The 16,295-nt window shown below is 63.4% G+C and carries 17 protein-coding genes; 4 read left to right on the top strand and 13 right to left on the bottom strand.

Translation table 11 applies throughout. The features are described from left to right. Positions 1–6 precede the first annotated feature (6 nt). From NKJ13_RS20570 to NKJ13_RS20510, 13 genes are all read right to left on the bottom strand, one after another. Positions 7–681 carry a response regulator transcription factor gene (locus NKJ13_RS20570; protein WP_254819962.1) on the bottom strand — a complete coding sequence of 225 codons (675 nt, stop codon included), beginning with the start codon at positions 679–681 and terminating at the stop codon, positions 7–9. Between the two features lie 289 nt (positions 682–970). Then, positions 971–2,515, bottom strand: a complete 1,545-nt coding sequence (locus tag NKJ13_RS20565; RefSeq protein ID WP_352690015.1) for a Do family serine endopeptidase — start codon at positions 2,513–2,515, stop codon at positions 971–973. Between the two features lie 116 nt (positions 2,516–2,631). Continuing rightward, a complete protein-coding gene (locus NKJ13_RS20560) occupies positions 2,632–3,096 on the bottom strand; it encodes a cytochrome c-type biogenesis protein (RefSeq protein WP_352738189.1) in 465 nt (154 codons plus the stop codon). After that, positions 3,093–5,081, bottom strand: a complete 1,989-nt coding sequence (locus tag NKJ13_RS20555; RefSeq protein WP_352778070.1) for a heme lyase CcmF/NrfE family subunit — start codon at positions 5,079–5,081, stop codon at positions 3,093–3,095. The genes NKJ13_RS20560 and NKJ13_RS20555 overlap by 4 nt, the downstream gene beginning before the upstream one ends. A 14-nt stretch (positions 5,082–5,095) precedes the next feature. Beyond that, entirely contained in the window at positions 5,096–5,539 is a 444-nt protein-coding gene (gene ccmE, locus NKJ13_RS20550) for a cytochrome c maturation protein CcmE (protein WP_352706090.1), read from the bottom strand. Between the two features lie 3 nt (positions 5,540–5,542). Further along, positions 5,543–6,679, bottom strand: coding sequence for a c-type cytochrome biogenesis protein CcmI (gene ccmI / locus NKJ13_RS20545; RefSeq protein ID WP_352752362.1), 1,137 nt, complete (start codon positions 6,677–6,679; stop codon positions 5,543–5,545). Between the two features lie 78 nt (positions 6,680–6,757). Beyond that, positions 6,758–7,192 (bottom strand): RT0821/Lpp0805 family surface protein, encoded by a 435-nt coding sequence (locus NKJ13_RS20540; RefSeq protein ID WP_352690020.1) that lies wholly within the window; start codon positions 7,190–7,192, stop codon positions 6,758–6,760. A gap of 109 nt (positions 7,193–7,301) precedes the next feature. Next, the gene (locus NKJ13_RS20535) at positions 7,302–8,657 is read right to left on the bottom strand and encodes an ATP-binding protein (RefSeq protein ID WP_502899853.1); all 1,356 of its coding nucleotides are present in this window, start codon (positions 8,655–8,657) and stop codon (positions 7,302–7,304) included. An 82-nt stretch (positions 8,658–8,739) separates the two neighbouring features. Beyond that, positions 8,740–9,405, bottom strand: coding sequence for a response regulator transcription factor (locus NKJ13_RS20530; RefSeq protein ID WP_352588745.1), 666 nt, complete (start codon positions 9,403–9,405; stop codon positions 8,740–8,742). Positions 9,406–9,469: 64 nt separating this feature from the next. Then, on the bottom strand, positions 9,470–9,769 hold the full coding sequence (locus tag NKJ13_RS20525; protein WP_352690022.1) for a hypothetical protein: 300 nt from the start codon (positions 9,767–9,769) through the stop codon (positions 9,470–9,472). A gap of 383 nt (positions 9,770–10,152) precedes the next feature. Next, positions 10,153–10,563 carry a DUF3168 domain-containing protein gene (locus NKJ13_RS20520; RefSeq protein ID WP_352690024.1) on the bottom strand — a complete coding sequence of 137 codons (411 nt, stop codon included), beginning with the start codon at positions 10,561–10,563 and terminating at the stop codon, positions 10,153–10,155. A 266-nt stretch (positions 10,564–10,829) separates the two neighbouring features. After that, entirely contained in the window at positions 10,830–11,096 is a 267-nt protein-coding gene (locus NKJ13_RS20515; protein ID WP_254819951.1) for a DUF1488 family protein, read from the bottom strand. Further along, positions 11,093–11,365, bottom strand: coding sequence for a hypothetical protein (locus NKJ13_RS20510; RefSeq protein WP_352690026.1), 273 nt, complete (start codon positions 11,363–11,365; stop codon positions 11,093–11,095). The genes NKJ13_RS20515 and NKJ13_RS20510 overlap by 4 nt, the downstream gene beginning before the upstream one ends. 268 nt (positions 11,366–11,633) lie before the next feature. Here NKJ13_RS20510 and NKJ13_RS20505 point away from each other — a divergent pair, with 268 nt between their 5' ends. From NKJ13_RS20505 to NKJ13_RS20490, 4 genes are all read left to right on the top strand, one after another. Next, entirely contained in the window at positions 11,634–11,972 is a 339-nt protein-coding gene (locus NKJ13_RS20505) for a co-chaperone GroES (RefSeq protein ID WP_254819949.1), read from the top strand. 99 nt (positions 11,973–12,071) lie between these two features. Then, complete coding sequence (gene groL, locus NKJ13_RS20500) at positions 12,072–13,691, top strand: chaperonin GroEL (protein ID WP_352738196.1); 1,620 nt, start codon at positions 12,072–12,074, stop codon at positions 13,689–13,691. 78 nt (positions 13,692–13,769) lie between these two features. Further along, entirely contained in the window at positions 13,770–13,931 is a 162-nt protein-coding gene (locus NKJ13_RS20495; RefSeq protein WP_352479526.1) for a hypothetical protein, read from the top strand. A gap of 153 nt (positions 13,932–14,084) precedes the next feature. Continuing rightward, positions 14,085–16,244, top strand: coding sequence for a transglycosylase domain-containing protein (locus NKJ13_RS20490; RefSeq protein WP_352738197.1), 2,160 nt, complete (start codon positions 14,085–14,087; stop codon positions 16,242–16,244). Positions 16,245–16,295 lie beyond the last annotated feature (51 nt).

Below are 16,295 nucleotides of genomic sequence, written 5' to 3'. Positions count from 1 at the left end.
GGGGTTCTAGCCGCTTTTCAGCATGTAGCCGGCGCCGCGAACCGTGTGCAGGATCGGCTTGTCGAACCCCTTCTCGATCTTGCCCCGCAGCCGAGAGATATGAACGTCGATGACGTTGGTCTGCGGATCGAAATGATAGTCCCAGACGTTCTCGAGCAGCATGGTGCGCGTCACCACCTGGCCGGCATGGCGCATCAGATATTCGAGCAGGCGGAACTCGCGCGGCTGCAGCGTTATCTCGCGCCCGGCGCGGCGCACCGAGTGCGACAGCCGGTCGAGTTCGAGATCACCGACCCGGTAGACGGTTTCGGCTTCCCTGGCGCTGGCGCGGCGGTTCAGCACCTCGACGCGGGCGAGCAGTTCGGAAAAGGCGTAGGGTTTGGTCAGGTAGTCGTCACCGCCGGCGCGCAGACCGGTGACCCGGTCGTCGACTTCGCCGAGCGCCGAAAGGATCAGGACGGGCGTCGTATTGCCTCTGGACCTGAGCCCGGCAATGACGGACAGGCCGTCGCGGCGCGGCATCATGCGGTCAACGACCATGACGTCATAGTCGCCGGAATCAGCGAGCGCGAAGCCGGTTTCGCCGTCGCCGGCGACATGGGCGGTATGGCCGGCCTCGGCGAACGCCTTCTGCAGGTAGTCGGCTGCCTCGCGATCGTCTTCTATGACGAGAATCTTCATAGAACCGTTATACGCGATTTCGCTGGAAGATTGAGTGGCCGGCATACGCATCGTGGCCTTCTCCATGGCGTATCGCGAACAAAGTGATTCAAGGATACGCGGTAAGTCTTTGTTTTAGCATGTCGTAGCCTAAAACCGCTTCACGCTTTGAGCGACATGTTCGAGCGGCAGCGGGCGATGGGAAGCCCGCTGCCGCTGGGGCGGAACACGATGACTGACTAACGTATTCAGGCCCCGTGCTTTCCCGTGCGGCGGCTCGGGGGTGTTGAAAACCGCCGCACCGGAAAAGTCAGCCCTTGGCGACAGGCAGTGCGACGAAGCGGTTACTGTCGTCGCGGGTGATCTGCATCAACACCGCTTTGCGGCCGGACTTCACCGCGTCGGCCATCGCCTTGTCGACGTCGGCGGTGCCGCTCACTTCCGTCGAATTGACGGAGGTGATGACGTCGCCGGGCTGGATGCCGCGATCGGCGGCATCGCTGTCGGGGTCGACGTCGGTCACCACAAGTCCCTTGCCATTTTCGGACTTGGTAACGGTCAGGCCGAGATCGGCGAGCGTGTCGGTCTTCGGTGCCGGAGCAGGCTGCTGGTCGGCCGAGGCCTGCTTGTCGCTCGACGGCAGCTTGCCAAGGTCGACCTTAACCGCCTCGCTCTTGCCGTTGCGCCACACCGTGACGTCGACCGATTTGCCGGGCGGGTAAGCGCCAATCAGTCGGGCGAGTTCCTTCGGCGAAGCAACGTCCTTGCCGTCCACCTGGGTGATCACGTCACCGGCGGTGATGCCGGCCTTCTTGCCGGGACCGTTGTCCTGCGCGCTGGCAACGAGCGCGCCTTTGCCGGACCCAAGGCCAAGCGACTCGGCGATTTCAGGCGTGACCGGCTGGATTTCGACGCCGAGCCAGCCGCGCTGGACGGTACCGTTCCTCATCAGGTCCTGCACGACCTGCTTGGCGGTCGAAGCGGGAATGTCGAAGGCAATGCCGACGCTGCCGCCCGACGGCGAGAAGATCGCGGTGTTGATGCCGACAACCTGGCCGTTGAGGTTGAAGGTCGGGCCGCCCGAATTGCCGCGGTTCACCGAGGCGTCGATCTGGATGAAGTCGTCATAGGGACCGGCGCCGATATCGCGGCCGCGGGCCGAAACGATGCCTGCGGTAACCGTGCCGCCGAGGCCGAACGGATTGCCGACAGCCACCACCCAGTCGCCGACGCGAACCTTGGAATCATCGGCGAAGTCGACATAGGTGAACCTGTTGCCGTCATCGACCTTGAGCACGGCAAGATCGGTGCGCGGATCGGTGCCGATCAGCTTGGCGTCGAGTTCCTTGCCGTCATTGGTCACCACGGTGAAGGCGGTCCCCTCCTCGACGACATGGTTGTTGGTGACGAGATAGCCGTCATCGGAGATGAAGAAGCCGGACCCTTGCGCCACCGGCCGCGGCTGGTCGTTGTTGCGGTCACGATGTCCAAAACGACGCATTCCGTTCGGGCCTTGGTCGCCAAAGCCGCGGAATTCGCGGAAGAAACGCCGCAGCTGCGGGTTATCGGGAAGATTGCCTAAGCCGTCCTCGTCGTCCATCTGGTCGGAACCGTCATCGGCCGTCGGCTGGATCTTGGCCTTGACGCGCACGCTGACAACCGCCGGCGAAACACGCTCGACCACATCGGCGAAGCTTGGGACCTGCGGTGCCTCGACACGCACGGCGTCGGCCAGCACCGGGGCTGTCCCGGTGGCAACGGCGCCGAAGCCGATCGCGCCGGCAATGGCCAGGGATGCGGCTGCGGCCAGCAGGCGTTTGCGAGTGCGAAGAGATGAATTGGGGGCAACATTCATGGTTCTCGTATCCTCTTTTCAAGGGACGCCCCTTGTTTGGCATCCTCGACAAAGGAAATAGAGAGCCGCACATTACGGCGCCATTTCCGGTACATGAAACTTTCGTAATGTATCGATCAATCGCGGCGGAGCATTGCGTCCAACGCCGCCTGCTCGTCCGCGGTCAGGGCATTGGTCGCCGTCGAGCGGCGCGAGCGGGCGGCCAGCAGGATAAACGTCCCGCCAACGAGCAGCAGAAGAACTGGCGTCCCCCAGAGCAAGACATTGCGCAGATTGAAGCGTGGCTTCAGCAGCACGAACTCGCCGTAGCGCGAAACGACATAGTCCATCACCTGCTGATCGGTATCGCCGGCGACCAGACGCTGGCGCACAAGGATGCGCAGGTCACGGGCGAGATCGGCATCGGACTCGTCGATCGACTGGTTCTGGCAGACCATGCAGCGCAGGCCTTCCGACAAAGCGCGCGCCCTCGCCTCGAGTGCCGGGTCGGCGAGCACCTCGTCGGGCTGGACCGCCTGCGCGGCGCCGGCGAACAACAGCGCCAGCAGCAGGACCAGCGAGGCCAGCGTGCTCCTTCTCATTGCGGGCTCGCCGATGGCATGGCGCCTGCAGGCTTGCGGCGCGACGGTGCGCCGACGCGCAGGCGGCGGTCAAGCAGCGACATCGCCGCGCCCGCCATCATCACCAATCCGCCGCCCCAGATCAGCGTCACCAGCGGCTTCCACCACAGACGAACGACCACCGAGCCATCGCTGCCCTCGTCGCCAAGCGAAAGATAGAGCTGGCTGAAGCCGATCGTCCTGATGCCGGATTCGGTTGTGGTCATCTGGCGCACCGGATACGAGCGCTTGGCCGAGGTGATCTCGCCTGCGACGCTGCCGTCGGCGCCAAGCAGGGCGAAGCGGCCGCGATCCTCACTGTAGTTAGGGCCCTGGGCCGGGTAGAGCCCCTCGAAGCGCAGCCTGTGACCGGACAGTTCGACGGTCTCGCCGGCATGCATCGACAGGATTTTTTCGGTGCCGAAGCAAAGCGTGCCGACAATGCCAAGCGTCGTCAGCCCGAGACCGAGATGCGCAAGCGCTGTGCCGAAGACCGAGCGCGGCAGGCCGGCGAAGCGCCTGAGCATGGTGGCGAGCGCGACGGTGCCGAAGCCGGATTTGACGCCGAGATCGGTGAGCGCACCGCAGATTAGCCAGAAGGCAAGGCCGACACCGAGCGCTGCGAATACCGATGCGCCATCGATGAACAAGGCCGTCACCAGTACGGCGAGCAGCGCCGCCGCGAAAGCCGCCATCAGGCGCTGGGCGACCGCGAAAATGTCGCCGCGCTTCCAGGCGAGCAGCGGCCCGAACGGCACGACGACCAAGAGCGGCACCATCAGCGGGCCGAATGTCAGGTTGAAGAACGGCGCGCCGACCGAAATCTTGTCGGCCGAAAGCGCCTCGACGGCGAGCGGGTAGAGCGTGCCGACCAGCACGGTGGCGGTGGCGGTGGTCAGGAACAGATTGTTCAGGACCAGCGCGCCTTCGCGCGAGATCGGGTGAAACAGGCCGCCGGCCGTCAGCCGGGAGGCGCGCAAGGCAAACAGCGCCAGCGAGCCGCCGATGAACAGCGTCAGGATGCAGAGGATGAAAACGCCACGCGTCGGATCGGTGGCGAATGCGTGCACCGAGGTCAGCACGCCGGAACGCACCAGGAAGGTGCCGAGCAGCGACAGTGAGAAGGTCAGGATCGCCAGAAGCAGCGTCCAGATCTTCAGCGCCGAGCGCTTTTCCATGACGATCGCCGAATGCAGCAGCGCCGTGCCCGCCAGCCACGGCATGAAGGATGCGTTCTCGACCGGGTCCCAGAACCAGAAGCCGCCCCAGCCGAGTTCGTAATAGGCCCAGTAGGAGCCCATGGCGATGCCGCCGGTGAGGAACATCCAGGCGACCAGCGTCCATGGCCTTACCCAGCGCGCCCACGAAGCGTCGATGCGGCCCTCGATGAGGGCGGCGACCGAGAAGGAAAAGCAGATCGAGAAACCGACATAGCCGAGATAGAGCAGCGGCGGATGGATGGCGAGGCCGAGATCCTGCAGGATCGGGTTGAGATCGCGTCCCTCGATAGGCGCCGGATTGAGCCTGACGAACGGGTTCGACGTCGTCAGGATGAACAGCAAGAACGTGGCGCCGATCGCTCCCTGCACGGCAAGCACATTGGCCCGGAGCGTCGCCGGAAGATTGCCGCCGAAAACGGCGACAAGCGCGCCGAAGAAGATCAGGATCAGCACCCAGAGCAGCATCGAACCTTCGTGATTGCCCCAGGTTCCGGTGATCTTGTAGATCAGCGGCTGCAGCGAATGCGAGTTCTCCCAGACGCTCTCAACCGAAAAATCGGACCCTGCATAGGCGGTCGCCAGCGCTACGAAGGACAGCGCCGTCAAGGCAAAGCCGGTCAGCGCGGCGGGTGCGCCGACGGCCATCATCTTGTGGTTGCCGGTGCGCGCGCCGAACATCGGCACCACCGTCTGCACCAGGGCCAGCGCAAACGCCAGGACCAGGGCGAAATGTCCGGTTTCAACCATTGTCGCCGCACCCGCTACTCACTCTTGCTCTCCTGCCACACGCCCTTGGCCTTGAGGCCGTCGGCCACCTCCTTGGGCATATAGGTCTCGTCATGCTTGGCGAGCACGCTGTCGGCGACAAAGATGCCGTCGGGGCCAAACGAGCCTTCGGTGATCACGCCCTGCCCTTCCCGGAAAAGGTCGGGAAGAATGCCGGTATAGGTGACCTTGACGTCCTTCTGGTTGTCGGTCACCGAAAAGGCGACGGTGGCGCCTTGGCTACGCTCTACTGTGCCTTTTTCGACGAGGCCGCCGAGCCTGATGCGCTGGCCCGGCTGAAGGCTGGCGGTGGCCAGATCAGCCGGCATGTAGAAATAGGAGGCCTTCTGGCCAAGCGCACAGAAGGTCAGCCCGGTGGCAACACCGAGAAACCCCAGCCCTGCGGCGATCACCGACAGTCGTTTCTGCTTGCGCGTCATCGTCTACTCCGTCGCCGTCACGCCGAGCGAGGCAGCAAAGGCGGTGAATTTCCTGGCCTGGTCACTGTCCGCGCCAAAGACGGCGATACCGCGATTGAGCGCGTCACGCGCCTGATCTGTCTTGCCCAGCACGACATAAGAACGAACGAGCTGCATCCACCCTTCCTCGTCGCGCGGATTTTGCCGAAGCTTTTCATCGAGGCTGGCAACCATAGTGCTGATCATGGCTTGCCGGTCCTGCGGCGACATCGAGGAGGCAGCATCGATATCCTCGGCGCTCGGTCCTTTCGCGGGCGCTCCGGAAGCGACGCTGCGGGCGGCGGATTCGGCCAGCGCCTGCTCGACGGCGCCGCGCCACGGCGAGCCCTGCGGCAAGGCGGCCAGCATCTTTTGCCAGGCCGCCGTGGCTTCAGCTATGCGGCCCTCCTGTGCCATGCCCATGGCGAGATAGAACGCGGCCTTCGGATTGGCCGGATCGAGCTTCAACGCCGCCTCGAACGCCGCCTGCGCTTCGGCCGAGACAATGCCGCCGGCCGCATTGGCTATCGCCTCGCCAAGACCCGCCTGACGGGCAGCGCTGTCGCCGTCGAGGCGGATGGCGTTGCGATAGGCGGTCACCGCATCGGCGTATCGCTGCATGCGCAGATAGACCGGCGCCAGAACGTCCCAGCCACGGCCATCGGATGGGTTGGCCGCCAGGTGCGCCTCGGCGCGGGCTATCAGCTCGTCGACCGAGCTGTCGGCGGGGTTCTTGGCCAGGCGTTCGCTGAGTGGCTGCGATGGCAGGTCGGGTGAGCCGAGCTGGCCATAGAGGCCCCAGCTGAGCAGCGGAACCACCAGCACGGCAGCCGTCGCCACCAGTCTTGTCGACCGCGACGGCTGCGTCGCCGTCTCGCCGGCCTGGCCGGCATTGCTCAGGCGAAGGATGCGGCGGGCGATTTCGGCGCGAGCCTCTTCGGCCTCCATCGGCTGGATCAGGCCACGCGCCATATCGCGGTCAAGCTCGGCCAGCTGGTCGCGATAGACTTCAAGGTCGTGATCGCCGGCAGCGGACGCGTTCTTCGATCCACCGGCCAACGGCAGCAGCACCGCCAGGCTTGCGCCCAGCGTCAGGATTGCGGCTATGACCCAGAACAGCATGGCTCTTCCAATAGAACGAGACCCCTGCCCTGCCAACACAAGCGTGCTGCGACGCTTTGGCGGAAACGGCCGGACCAGCTACGTCAGCGGCGTCCAGCTGCCGTCGGCATTGCGGCAGGCGGTTCCGCGCGCGGTGGCGCCGGCGGTGCCGGTAAACACCGTATGGGTGTATTGCCGGCAGTCCTGCGATCCGACGCGATAGGGCTGGGCGGCAACCACTTCGCCGCGATGGGCCGAACTGTCGCTCTTCCAAGCCACTTTCTGGCCGCTCGCCGTGTATTCAAGCGCCTTGTATTCCGCCTCGAGCGCGCTGCGTTTCTCGGTCTCGCTCAGGCCGGCGCCGATAGAGCCGCCGACGAGGCCGCCGCCCATGGCGGAGATGATCGTCGTCGCCACCTTGGCGCCGCTGGGGGGCGTGGCGGCCGGCGTTACCGTAACGGCCGGGCCCTTGCTGAGCGTTGTGCAGCCGGAGACGGCGAGCAGGGCGGAAACGAGCGCGACGCGAATCTTCATGCCAATACCGGCTTTCTTGAGCTGGACCGCCGCGCTGTCAGCAGGCTGGCGCGGCGATAATGTCGATGTTTGTCGGAAATTTGGCCGCAGCCGGCCACCTGGAAAAGCATTACTGAAGGCTCCGCAATCGAACCATCGCCTTCAATCCACCCATGACGGATCGTTCCAGCGCCAGAGAGCCTCCATACTCGTTGACAAGGTCGGCGACAATGGCAAGTCCGAGCCCGCTGCCCGGTTTTGTCTCGTCGAGACGCCGGCCGCGCTGCAATACCTCGCGCGCCTTGTCGTCGGGAATGCCGGGGCCGTCATCCTCGATGGCTATCTCGAATAGATTGGCCGCGCCTTCCTTGCTGGCGCCACCCTTGCTGGAGATTGGCTTCACGGAAACGGCAACCGCGCTCCTTGCCCATTTCATCGCATTGTCGAGCAGATTGCCGAGCAACTCCTCCAGGTCCTCGCGTTCGCCGGCAAAGACGATGTCGGTGGCCGGCAGTGAGAGCGACAGCGCCGTCTGCGGGTTGAGCTTCTGCAGCACCCGAACCATGCGCTGGACCAGCGGTGTCACCGGCGTTCGGTAGACGACGCTGTCGCGCTGCGCGGCGACACGGGCACGTTGCAGATAATGGTCCACTTGCTTCTGCATGGAAGCAGCCTGCTCAGCGATCAGCTGCCCCTTGGCGCCACCCAGCGCCCGCGCCTCGTTGAGCAGCACGGCAAGCGGTGTCTTCAGCGAGTGCGCCAGGTTGCCGACCTGCGTGCGCGACCGCTCGACGATACGCCTGTTGTTCTCGATCAGCGCATTGGTCTCGTTGGCGAGCGGCTCGATCTCGGCCGGGAAACGGCCGTCGAGGCGTTGCGCGGTTCCTTCGCGCACCATCGCAAGCGCATTCCTGACCCGGCGCAGCGGCTGCAGGCCGAGCAGGATCGCAATCGCGTTGATGGCGATCATGCCGACGCCGAACAGCGACAGATAGGTCAACAGACGCCGCTGGAAGGTAGCGATTTCCTGCTCGAGCTCGGTCTGGTTGCCCATGACACGGAAGCGCGCGGCGCGATTTTTCGCATCGAGGACGAACTCGCTCTCGAACACCTCCAACTGCTCGCCTTCGATGCCGTCCGCTGAATAGCTGCGCTGGAAGCTGGCATTGAAGGGCACCTCGGCAACGCTTGGCGACGGGATCGCCTTGGTCATTGACGACGAATGGAGATCGCCGTGCACGCCTTCCGAGGCGGGCTCGACCGACCAGTACCAGCCGGAATTCGGCTCCGAGAATCTCAAATCGCCAAGGTCGGGAGCGCCGGTCAACTGGCCGCCTTCGGAAACGCCCACCGAGCCGATCAGGTTGAACAGATGCGCCGAAAGCAGGCTGTCGAAACCGCGCTCGCTGGCCTGGCGATAGAGCGTGGTGATCAAGGTGAAGATGACCACCAGAGTGAGGATCGCCCAGACCGTGGAAAAGGCGATGACGCGAAACGCCAGCGAACGCGGCCATGACCGCAGCGACGGCGTGTTCGAGACGGCGGGTCTTGTAGGAAGCGGTTCCGCGTTACGCCTCCGGCTTACGCATGCGGTAGCCCATGCCGCGAACGGTTTCGATCATGTCGATGCCCATCTTCTTGCGAAGCCGTCCGACAAAGACCTCGATCGTGTTGGAATCGCGATCGAAATCCTGGTCGTAGAGATGCTCGACCAGTTCGGTCCGGGATACGACGTCGCCCATATGGTGCATGAGGTAAGCAAGCAAGCGGAATTCGTGCGAGGTCAGCTTCAGCGGTACGCCGTCGACGTCGGCCTTGGAGGCCTTGGTGTCGAGACGCAGCGGCCCGCAGGTCAGCTCGGACGAGGCATGCCCGGCAGCGCGCCGGATCAGAGCGCGCACCCTGGCCAGAATTTCCTCGATGTGGAAGGGTTTGGTGACGTAGTCGTCGGCGCCGGCGTCGATGCCGGCAACCTTGTCGCTCCAGCGGTCGCGTGCCGTCAGGATCAGCACCGGCATCTTGCGGCCGCCGCGCCGCCAGCGCTCGACCACGCTGATGCCGTCCATCTGCGGCAGGCCGATGTCGAGCACCACGGCATCATAGGGCTCGGTGTCGCCGAGAAAATGCCCTTCCTCGCCGTCGAAAGCGCGGTCGACGACATAGCCGGCATCGACCAGCGCGTCGCCGATCTGCCGGTTGAGATCCTTGTCATCTTCGACGACGAGTACGCGCATGCGGAAGGCCTGTTGAAGCTGTTCAGATATAGGCCGATTCCGGCAGACTGGGAAACGGCACGGTTCAGTTCAGCGGAACGACGATCTCCGAGCGACGGGGACGCTGCCCGTCCTTGCCCGGAACGAGCACGACGATGACGCAGACCGGCTTGCCGGCGCGTGTCGACTGCGAGGCCTTGGCCAAGGTGCCGCCATTCTGCTCCGCCACCTGCTGGCCGATCGCGTAGCAGTCGGACGCGGCGAGGACGACCGGCTGGGGCCGCTCGGGCGTGACAGCGGGGATCGCCATCGCTTGCGACGCAAGCAGGCCGGCGGCTGAGAGCGCCAGTGCCGCGGTCCGGAAGTGCGAGCGAAGGGTTTTCATGGCCAGCGTTCTAACGCGCCGGTGCTGAACGTGATATGAACGGTGAACGCTCGAATGCATGCCCGCCACACCCCTGAAGCGCGAGATTACCGGATTGCCCTTTCGCTGCCCATCCCGCGAAATTGCCAAGTTAACCTAGCCCTCCGATCCTTCGCCGACAACCGGGCATCGTTTGGCGGTGAAAGGCAATCGCTTCAGGTTTGCCCCGACTTCGACAATCGATCCGGCAACCGAAGGCAGATTCAGCCGAACCGACCGGAAATAAAAAAACCCGCTCTGCGACGGGTCATTGGCGCCAATCAGCACCATAGCCAAATTAGTAGCATAGCTGCCGGCACAAAGCAAGAACAAAATTGCCCGATTTTACGGAAAGTGCCCGACGCTCAGCCGTCTTCCTCGATCACGGCGCGGAAGCGCAGCAGCCCGTGATGGGCCGAAAGGTCCTCGTCGTAGCGGGCTTCGGCGAATTCGAGCTTGAGATGGGCGCGACGATGTTCACCAAGCGAGAGCGCCGCATCTCGCAGGCGGGCGCTGACCAGGTCCATGATGTCGGTGGTTTCCTTGCTGGCCTCGGACTTCGACCAGACATGCAGCGTCAGCAACTGCTCGGCGTTGTTCTCCGTCCCCGTTGCCCAGTCGTAGACGCTGGTGCGGCCGAAGGTCATGTGGGGGAACGCAACATTTTCCGGGGCATGGTCGAACAGTCTTGCATCGCCCAGTGCCGCCGACAGGTCGGGATCGCCGTTCACTGCCTCGAATATTGCCCTCTGCAATTCGACGGCCGGCGCGGTCATTGTCTTTGCCCTCGCCCGTCGCGTCGACCTCCCGGCTGCGTAGCTGCGTTGCATGACGGCATCCCGGCAAAAGCGCGAATCAGCGCGTCTCATACGGATTATGAACCTTCATGACCTCGGGAATAAGCCCTGCTCCTGGAATGCGCGACGCCGCAGCCCTCTGCGTCACGGACCCCTTGACCGGCTGAACGGTCGCGACGTCAAGCGGCGAGCGAAGGCGGACCGGAAGCCCTGAGAAAGCGTCTTGTGGACGGATTGCGACGGATCTAGCGAAAATCGGCCGCAGTCAGCACATATATGCTCCTGCGGGTGCGGGCATAGGCATTCCTGGCGACATCGTGGATCGAGTTGGAAGCCGTGTCGAAGGCTGCCAGGTAGGTAGCTTCTGAGGCCGCCGTTCCCGGCTGCATCTTGGAGATGGCATCGGTAGCGACAGAGAAGGAAATCTGGAACATGCCGTCATGGCCGACGAAGCGGATGCGTTTGCTTGCCTCGTCGTAGCTGCGGCTGGGATTGGGAAATGTCAGGCTCATGGTTTCGCCTCCATCGATGCGGATACGGCCTTCTTGACTGCCCGTGACGCCCGCTTCTTCTTTGCGGCGACCGGATTCAGAGCTTCCGCCGCGCGGTCCGCCTCTTCCTTGGCCAGTCGCAATTCCCTCAGCCTTGCCGTTTTGATGCTCCTGGCCTTGGCCTCCGAGAGATATTCGGCAGTTGCTTTGTTCCGTTCCGCCGTCTTCTTCTGGTTTTCCATGAAGCGAGCCTGAGCTTTTTCCATGATGTTCTGATTGCCTTCGGCCATCGGTAAAATCTCCCTTGCAGCGAAAGTCATGACTGTGAACTTCATCGTAAAATAGGTGTTCAAAGACAGAAATTCAATTTCATTAATATTCGGCAGGACCCGAACACCAAGGGATGACCAGGCAAGATAATACGTTCAATATTTTATATGCCCTATGAATATTTATTTTATATGCCCTATGAATATTTTTTGGCACTCCTATCAATCGAGTGCCAAGGCGCCTATAGAGAGGGGGCGGCCGCCTAAGCCGGCCCCAGAAAGAGTCCCCATGAAATTCCGGCCACTCCACGATCGCGTCGTCATTCGGCGCGCCGAAAGCGACACCAAATCCAAGGGCGGCATCATCATCCCCGACAATGCCAAAGAAAAACCGCAGGAAGGCGAAGTGATCGCTGTCGGGCCGGGCGCGCGGGACGAAAGCGGCGCGCTGATCCCGCTCGACGTCGAGGCCGGCGATCTCATTCTGTTCGGCAAATGGTCCGGCACCGAGGTCAAGATAGACGGCGAGGACCTTCTGATCATGAAGGAGGCCGACGTCATGGGCATCATCGAAAAAAGCGAGACGGGCATCATCGACAAGACCGTGGCTGCCAAGAAGGCCGCCTGATTGGAAGGCCGCGCGCCCTCCCGCGCGCGCAAAGGACGCTCCGAGCTTTGATTCAGGCGCTGCAAGCGCCTTGCCACGACAACCGAACTGGAAAAGATCATGTCTGCCAAGGAAATCAGATTCTCCACCGACGCGCGTGACCGCATGCTGCGCGGCGTCGAAATCCTCAACAACGCCGTCAAGGTGACGCTCGGCCCCAAAGGCCGCAACGTCATCATCGACAAGGCCTACGGCGCGCCGCGCATCACCAAGGACGGGGTGGCCGTGGCAAAGGAAATCGAGCTTTCCGACAAGTTCGAAAACATGGGCGCACAGATGGTGCGCGAAGTGGCCTCGAAAACCAACGACCTCGCCGGCGACGGCACCACCACCGCCACGGTGCTTGCCGCTTCCATCCTGCGCGAGGGCGCCAAATTCGTTGCCGCCGGCATGAACCCGATGGACCTCAAGCGCGGCATCGACCTTGCCATCAGCGCCGTCGTAAAGGAAATCCAGGCCCGAGCCAAGAAGGTCAAGTCCTCAGGCGAGATCGCGCAGGTCGGCACCATTGCCGCCAATGGCGACACCAGTGTCGGCGCCATGATCGCCAAGGCGATGGACAAGGTCGGCAATGACGGCGTCATTACCGTCGAGGAGGCCAAGACCGCCGAAACCGAGCTAGACGTCGTCGAAGGCATGCAGTTCGACCGCGGCTATCTCTCGCCCTATTTCGTCACCAATGCCGAGAAGATGCGCGCCGAGCTGGAAGACCCTTACGTCCTCATCCACGAAAAGAAGCTCGGAAATCTGCAGGCCCTGCTGCCCATCCTCGAAGCCGTGGTGCAAAGCGGGAGGCCGCTGTTGGTCATCTCCGAGGACGTCGAGGGCGAAGCGCTGGCAACGCTGGTCGTCAACAAGCTGCGCGGCGGCCTCAAGGTAGCGGCCGTCAAGGCGCCTGGCTTCGGTGACCGCCGCAAGGCGATGCTGGAAGACATCGCCGTGCTCACCGCCGGACAGATGATTTCCGAGGATCTCGGCATCAAGCTGGAGAACATTACCATAGACATGCTCGGCCGCGCCAAGCGCGTGCTGATCGAGAAGGACACCACCACGATCATCGACGGCGCCGGCGAGAAGACCACCATCCAGGCGCGCGTCCAGCAGATCAAGGCGCAGATCGAGGAAACCACGTCCGACTATGACAAGGAGAAGCTGCAGGAACGTCTCGCCAAGCTGGCGGGCGGCGTTGCCGTCATCCGCGTCGGCGGCGCCACCGAATCCGAGGTCAAGGAAAAGAAGGACCGCATCGACGATGCGCTGAACGCCACGCGCGCGGCCGTTGAAGAAGGCATCGTTCCGGGCGGCGGTGTCGCGTTGCTGCGCGCCAAGGCTGTGCTGAACGGGATGACCGGAGCCAATGCCGATGTGACGGCGGGCATTTCGATCGTGTCGAGAGCGCTCGAAGCGCCGATCCGGCAGATCGCCGAGAATTCCGGCGTCGAAGGTTCGATCGTCGTCGGCAAGCTCGCCGACGGCAAGGATCACAATCAGGGCTTCGATGCCCAGAACGAGGTCTATGTCGACATGATCAAGGCCGGCATCGTCGACCCGGCGAAGGTGGTACGGACGGCGCTGCAGGACGCGGGCTCCATTGCGGCGCTTCTGATCACGGCGGAAGCCATGATCACCGACGTTCCGGCGAAGGAAGCCGCTGCTTCGCCCGGCGGCATGGGCTATTGACCAGCCACTGCCGGAAACAAGCCTGAAAGACAGCCGCCGGGTATCCCCGGCGCGCACCATCGGCAAGGAGATCGATCAATGATCGCATTCGTCCCGAAGCCAAATGCAGCGGCGAAAATCGAAGTGGCCGAGGAAAGCCGCTTCGATCGCATTCGCAGGCTTGCCGACAAGCACAGGAAAGCCAACGCCGGTATGATAGGCCGCGACCCGAAAAAGATCGCGGACAAGCGTCCCATGTGACGCTGCCGATCCTCAGCACCCACGCAAGCGCGGAACCTTCATCGCCCTTGTAGGCAGCACCAAAATGGACGAATAGTCTTGAAAGGCGCGCCGCCGTGAAATTGCCGGCATGCGGTTTCTCAGTTGGCGGCGTCCCCGCAGCCGGATCCTGGAATGGCCAGTCCTTTGGAACCACGCAAGAGAAGAGGTCCGATCGCCGCAAGGCTGCTGGCGGTGGATGCGTGGATCGATTCCTCTGCCTACGAAATCGGCTTCAGGGCGCGCCAGTTCTGGGAGGCGGCCACCATCTTCTCGCGGCGTTTCCGCGTCGGCGGCTGGCGCCGCGGCCTGATCGAACTGTTGAGTGAAGGCTTTACGCTCGGTGCCGGCGGCATCGTCGTCCTTTTGGCGCTGGCCTTGCCGGCCTTCCAGATAACCGCCGGCGACTGGCGCACGCAAGGCGACTTCGCCGTCACCTTCCTAGACCGCTACGGCAACGAGATCGGCCAGCGGGGCATCATCCAGCGCGATTCGGTGCCGGTCGACGAGATGCCCGACCATGTCATCAAGGCGGTGCTGGCCACCGAGGACCGCCGTTTCTTCGACCATTACGGCATCGATGTGCTCGGCCTGTCGCGGGCGATATTCGAGAATGTGCGGGCCAATTCCGTCGTCCAGGGCGGCTCGAGCATCACCCAGCAGCTGGCCAAGAACCTGTTCCTGACCAACGAACGGACCTTCGAGCGCAAGATCAAGGAAGCCTTCCTGTCGCTGTGGCTCGAAGCCAATCTGTCGAAGAAGGAAATCCTGCAGCTTTACCTCGACCGCGCCTACATGGGCGGCGGCACTTTCGGCATCGAGGCAGCAGCCGATTTCTATTTCGGCAAGAGCGTCAAGGACCTGAACCTTGCCGAGGCGGCGATGCTGGCCGGCCTGTTCAAGGCGCCGACCAAATACGCGCCGCACATAAACCTGCCCGCCGCCCGTGCGCGGGCCAATGTGGTACTGTCCAATCTGGTCGATTCCGGCTTCATGACCGAAGGCCAGGTGCTGCAGGCAAGATTACACCCGGCCGAAATCGTCGACCGCGGCGAGCAGAAGAGCCCCGATTATTACCTCGACTGGGCCTTCGACGAGGTCAAGAAGATCGCCGCCAAAGGCGGCCCGCACTCGCTTGTCGCCCACACCACTTTCGACGCCAACATCCAGAAGGCGGCCGAAGAATCGATGGAGTTCCACCTCCGCCAGTTCGGCAAGGAATACAACGTCACCGAGGGCGCCATCGTCGTCATCGAGACCAACGGCGCCGTCCGGGCGATCGTCGGCGGCCGCGACTACGGCGCCAGCCAGTTCAACCGCGCCACCAAGGCACTTCGCCAGACCGGCTCCTCGTTCAAGCCCTATGTCTATGCGACGGCGATGGAGCATGGCTTCACGCCGGATTCGGTGGTGTCCGGCGGACCCATCTCCTGGGGCAGCTGGTCGCCCCACAATTACAATGGCGGGTCGGCCGGCAAGGTGACGCTGATCACGGCGATGGCCAAATCGATCAACACCGTGCCGGTGCGGCTGGCCAAGGATTATCTCGGCATCAAGCCGATCAAGGCGATGGCCGAAGCCATGGGCGTCGAGTCGCCGCTGGAATCGCACAAGACCATGGTGCTCGGTACATCGGGCATGACTGTGATGGACCAGGCGACGGGCTACAGCGTGTTCGCCCAGAACGGCTTTGCCGGAACCCGGCACGGCATAAGCCAACTCTTCAACCGTACCGGCGAGGTGGTCTACGACTTCGCCAAGGACGCGCCGCCGCCGCACCGGGTGCTGTCGGAGCAGGCGCTCAAATACATGAACACCATGCTGGCGGCGGTGCCGGTGATCGGCACGGCCCGGCGCGCGGCCCTTCCAAACATCGTTGTCGCCGGCAAGACCGGCACGACGCAGTCCTACCGCGATGCCTGGTTCGTCGGCTTTACCGGCAACTACACAGCCGCCGTCTGGCTCGGCAACGACGACTTCACCGCGACCAACAAGATGACCGGCGGCACGCTGCCGGCAATGGTGTGGCAGCGGCTGATGCTCTATGCGCACCAGAATATCGACCTGAAACCGATCCCCGGTATCGATCATCCTTTCGTCGATACCGAAATCGCCGCCAAGGCCGAGGAAGCGGAAAAGAAGAACGCCGAACAGGCAGCAGCCGACGCCGCCGCCGAGCGTCCGCCGGTGCTGTCCAGCCGGACCACCCGGACCCTGAAAGAACTCACCAGGCTTTTCCAGGCGGCACCCGTGCTCGACGCGCCCGCTGCACCGGAGACCCTGTCGGCGCTGTGACGGCCAATTCCGCGGGGCCGCTTGCCATAAGCCCCTGCGCCGAGATATCCC

This window comes from Mesorhizobium sp. M0174, assembly GCF_040322275.1.
Taxonomy (GTDB): domain Bacteria; phylum Pseudomonadota; class Alphaproteobacteria; order Rhizobiales; family Rhizobiaceae; genus Mesorhizobium.
Note: the sequence above shows the minus strand (reverse complement) of the source record. Positions and strands in the feature narration are given on the sequence as shown.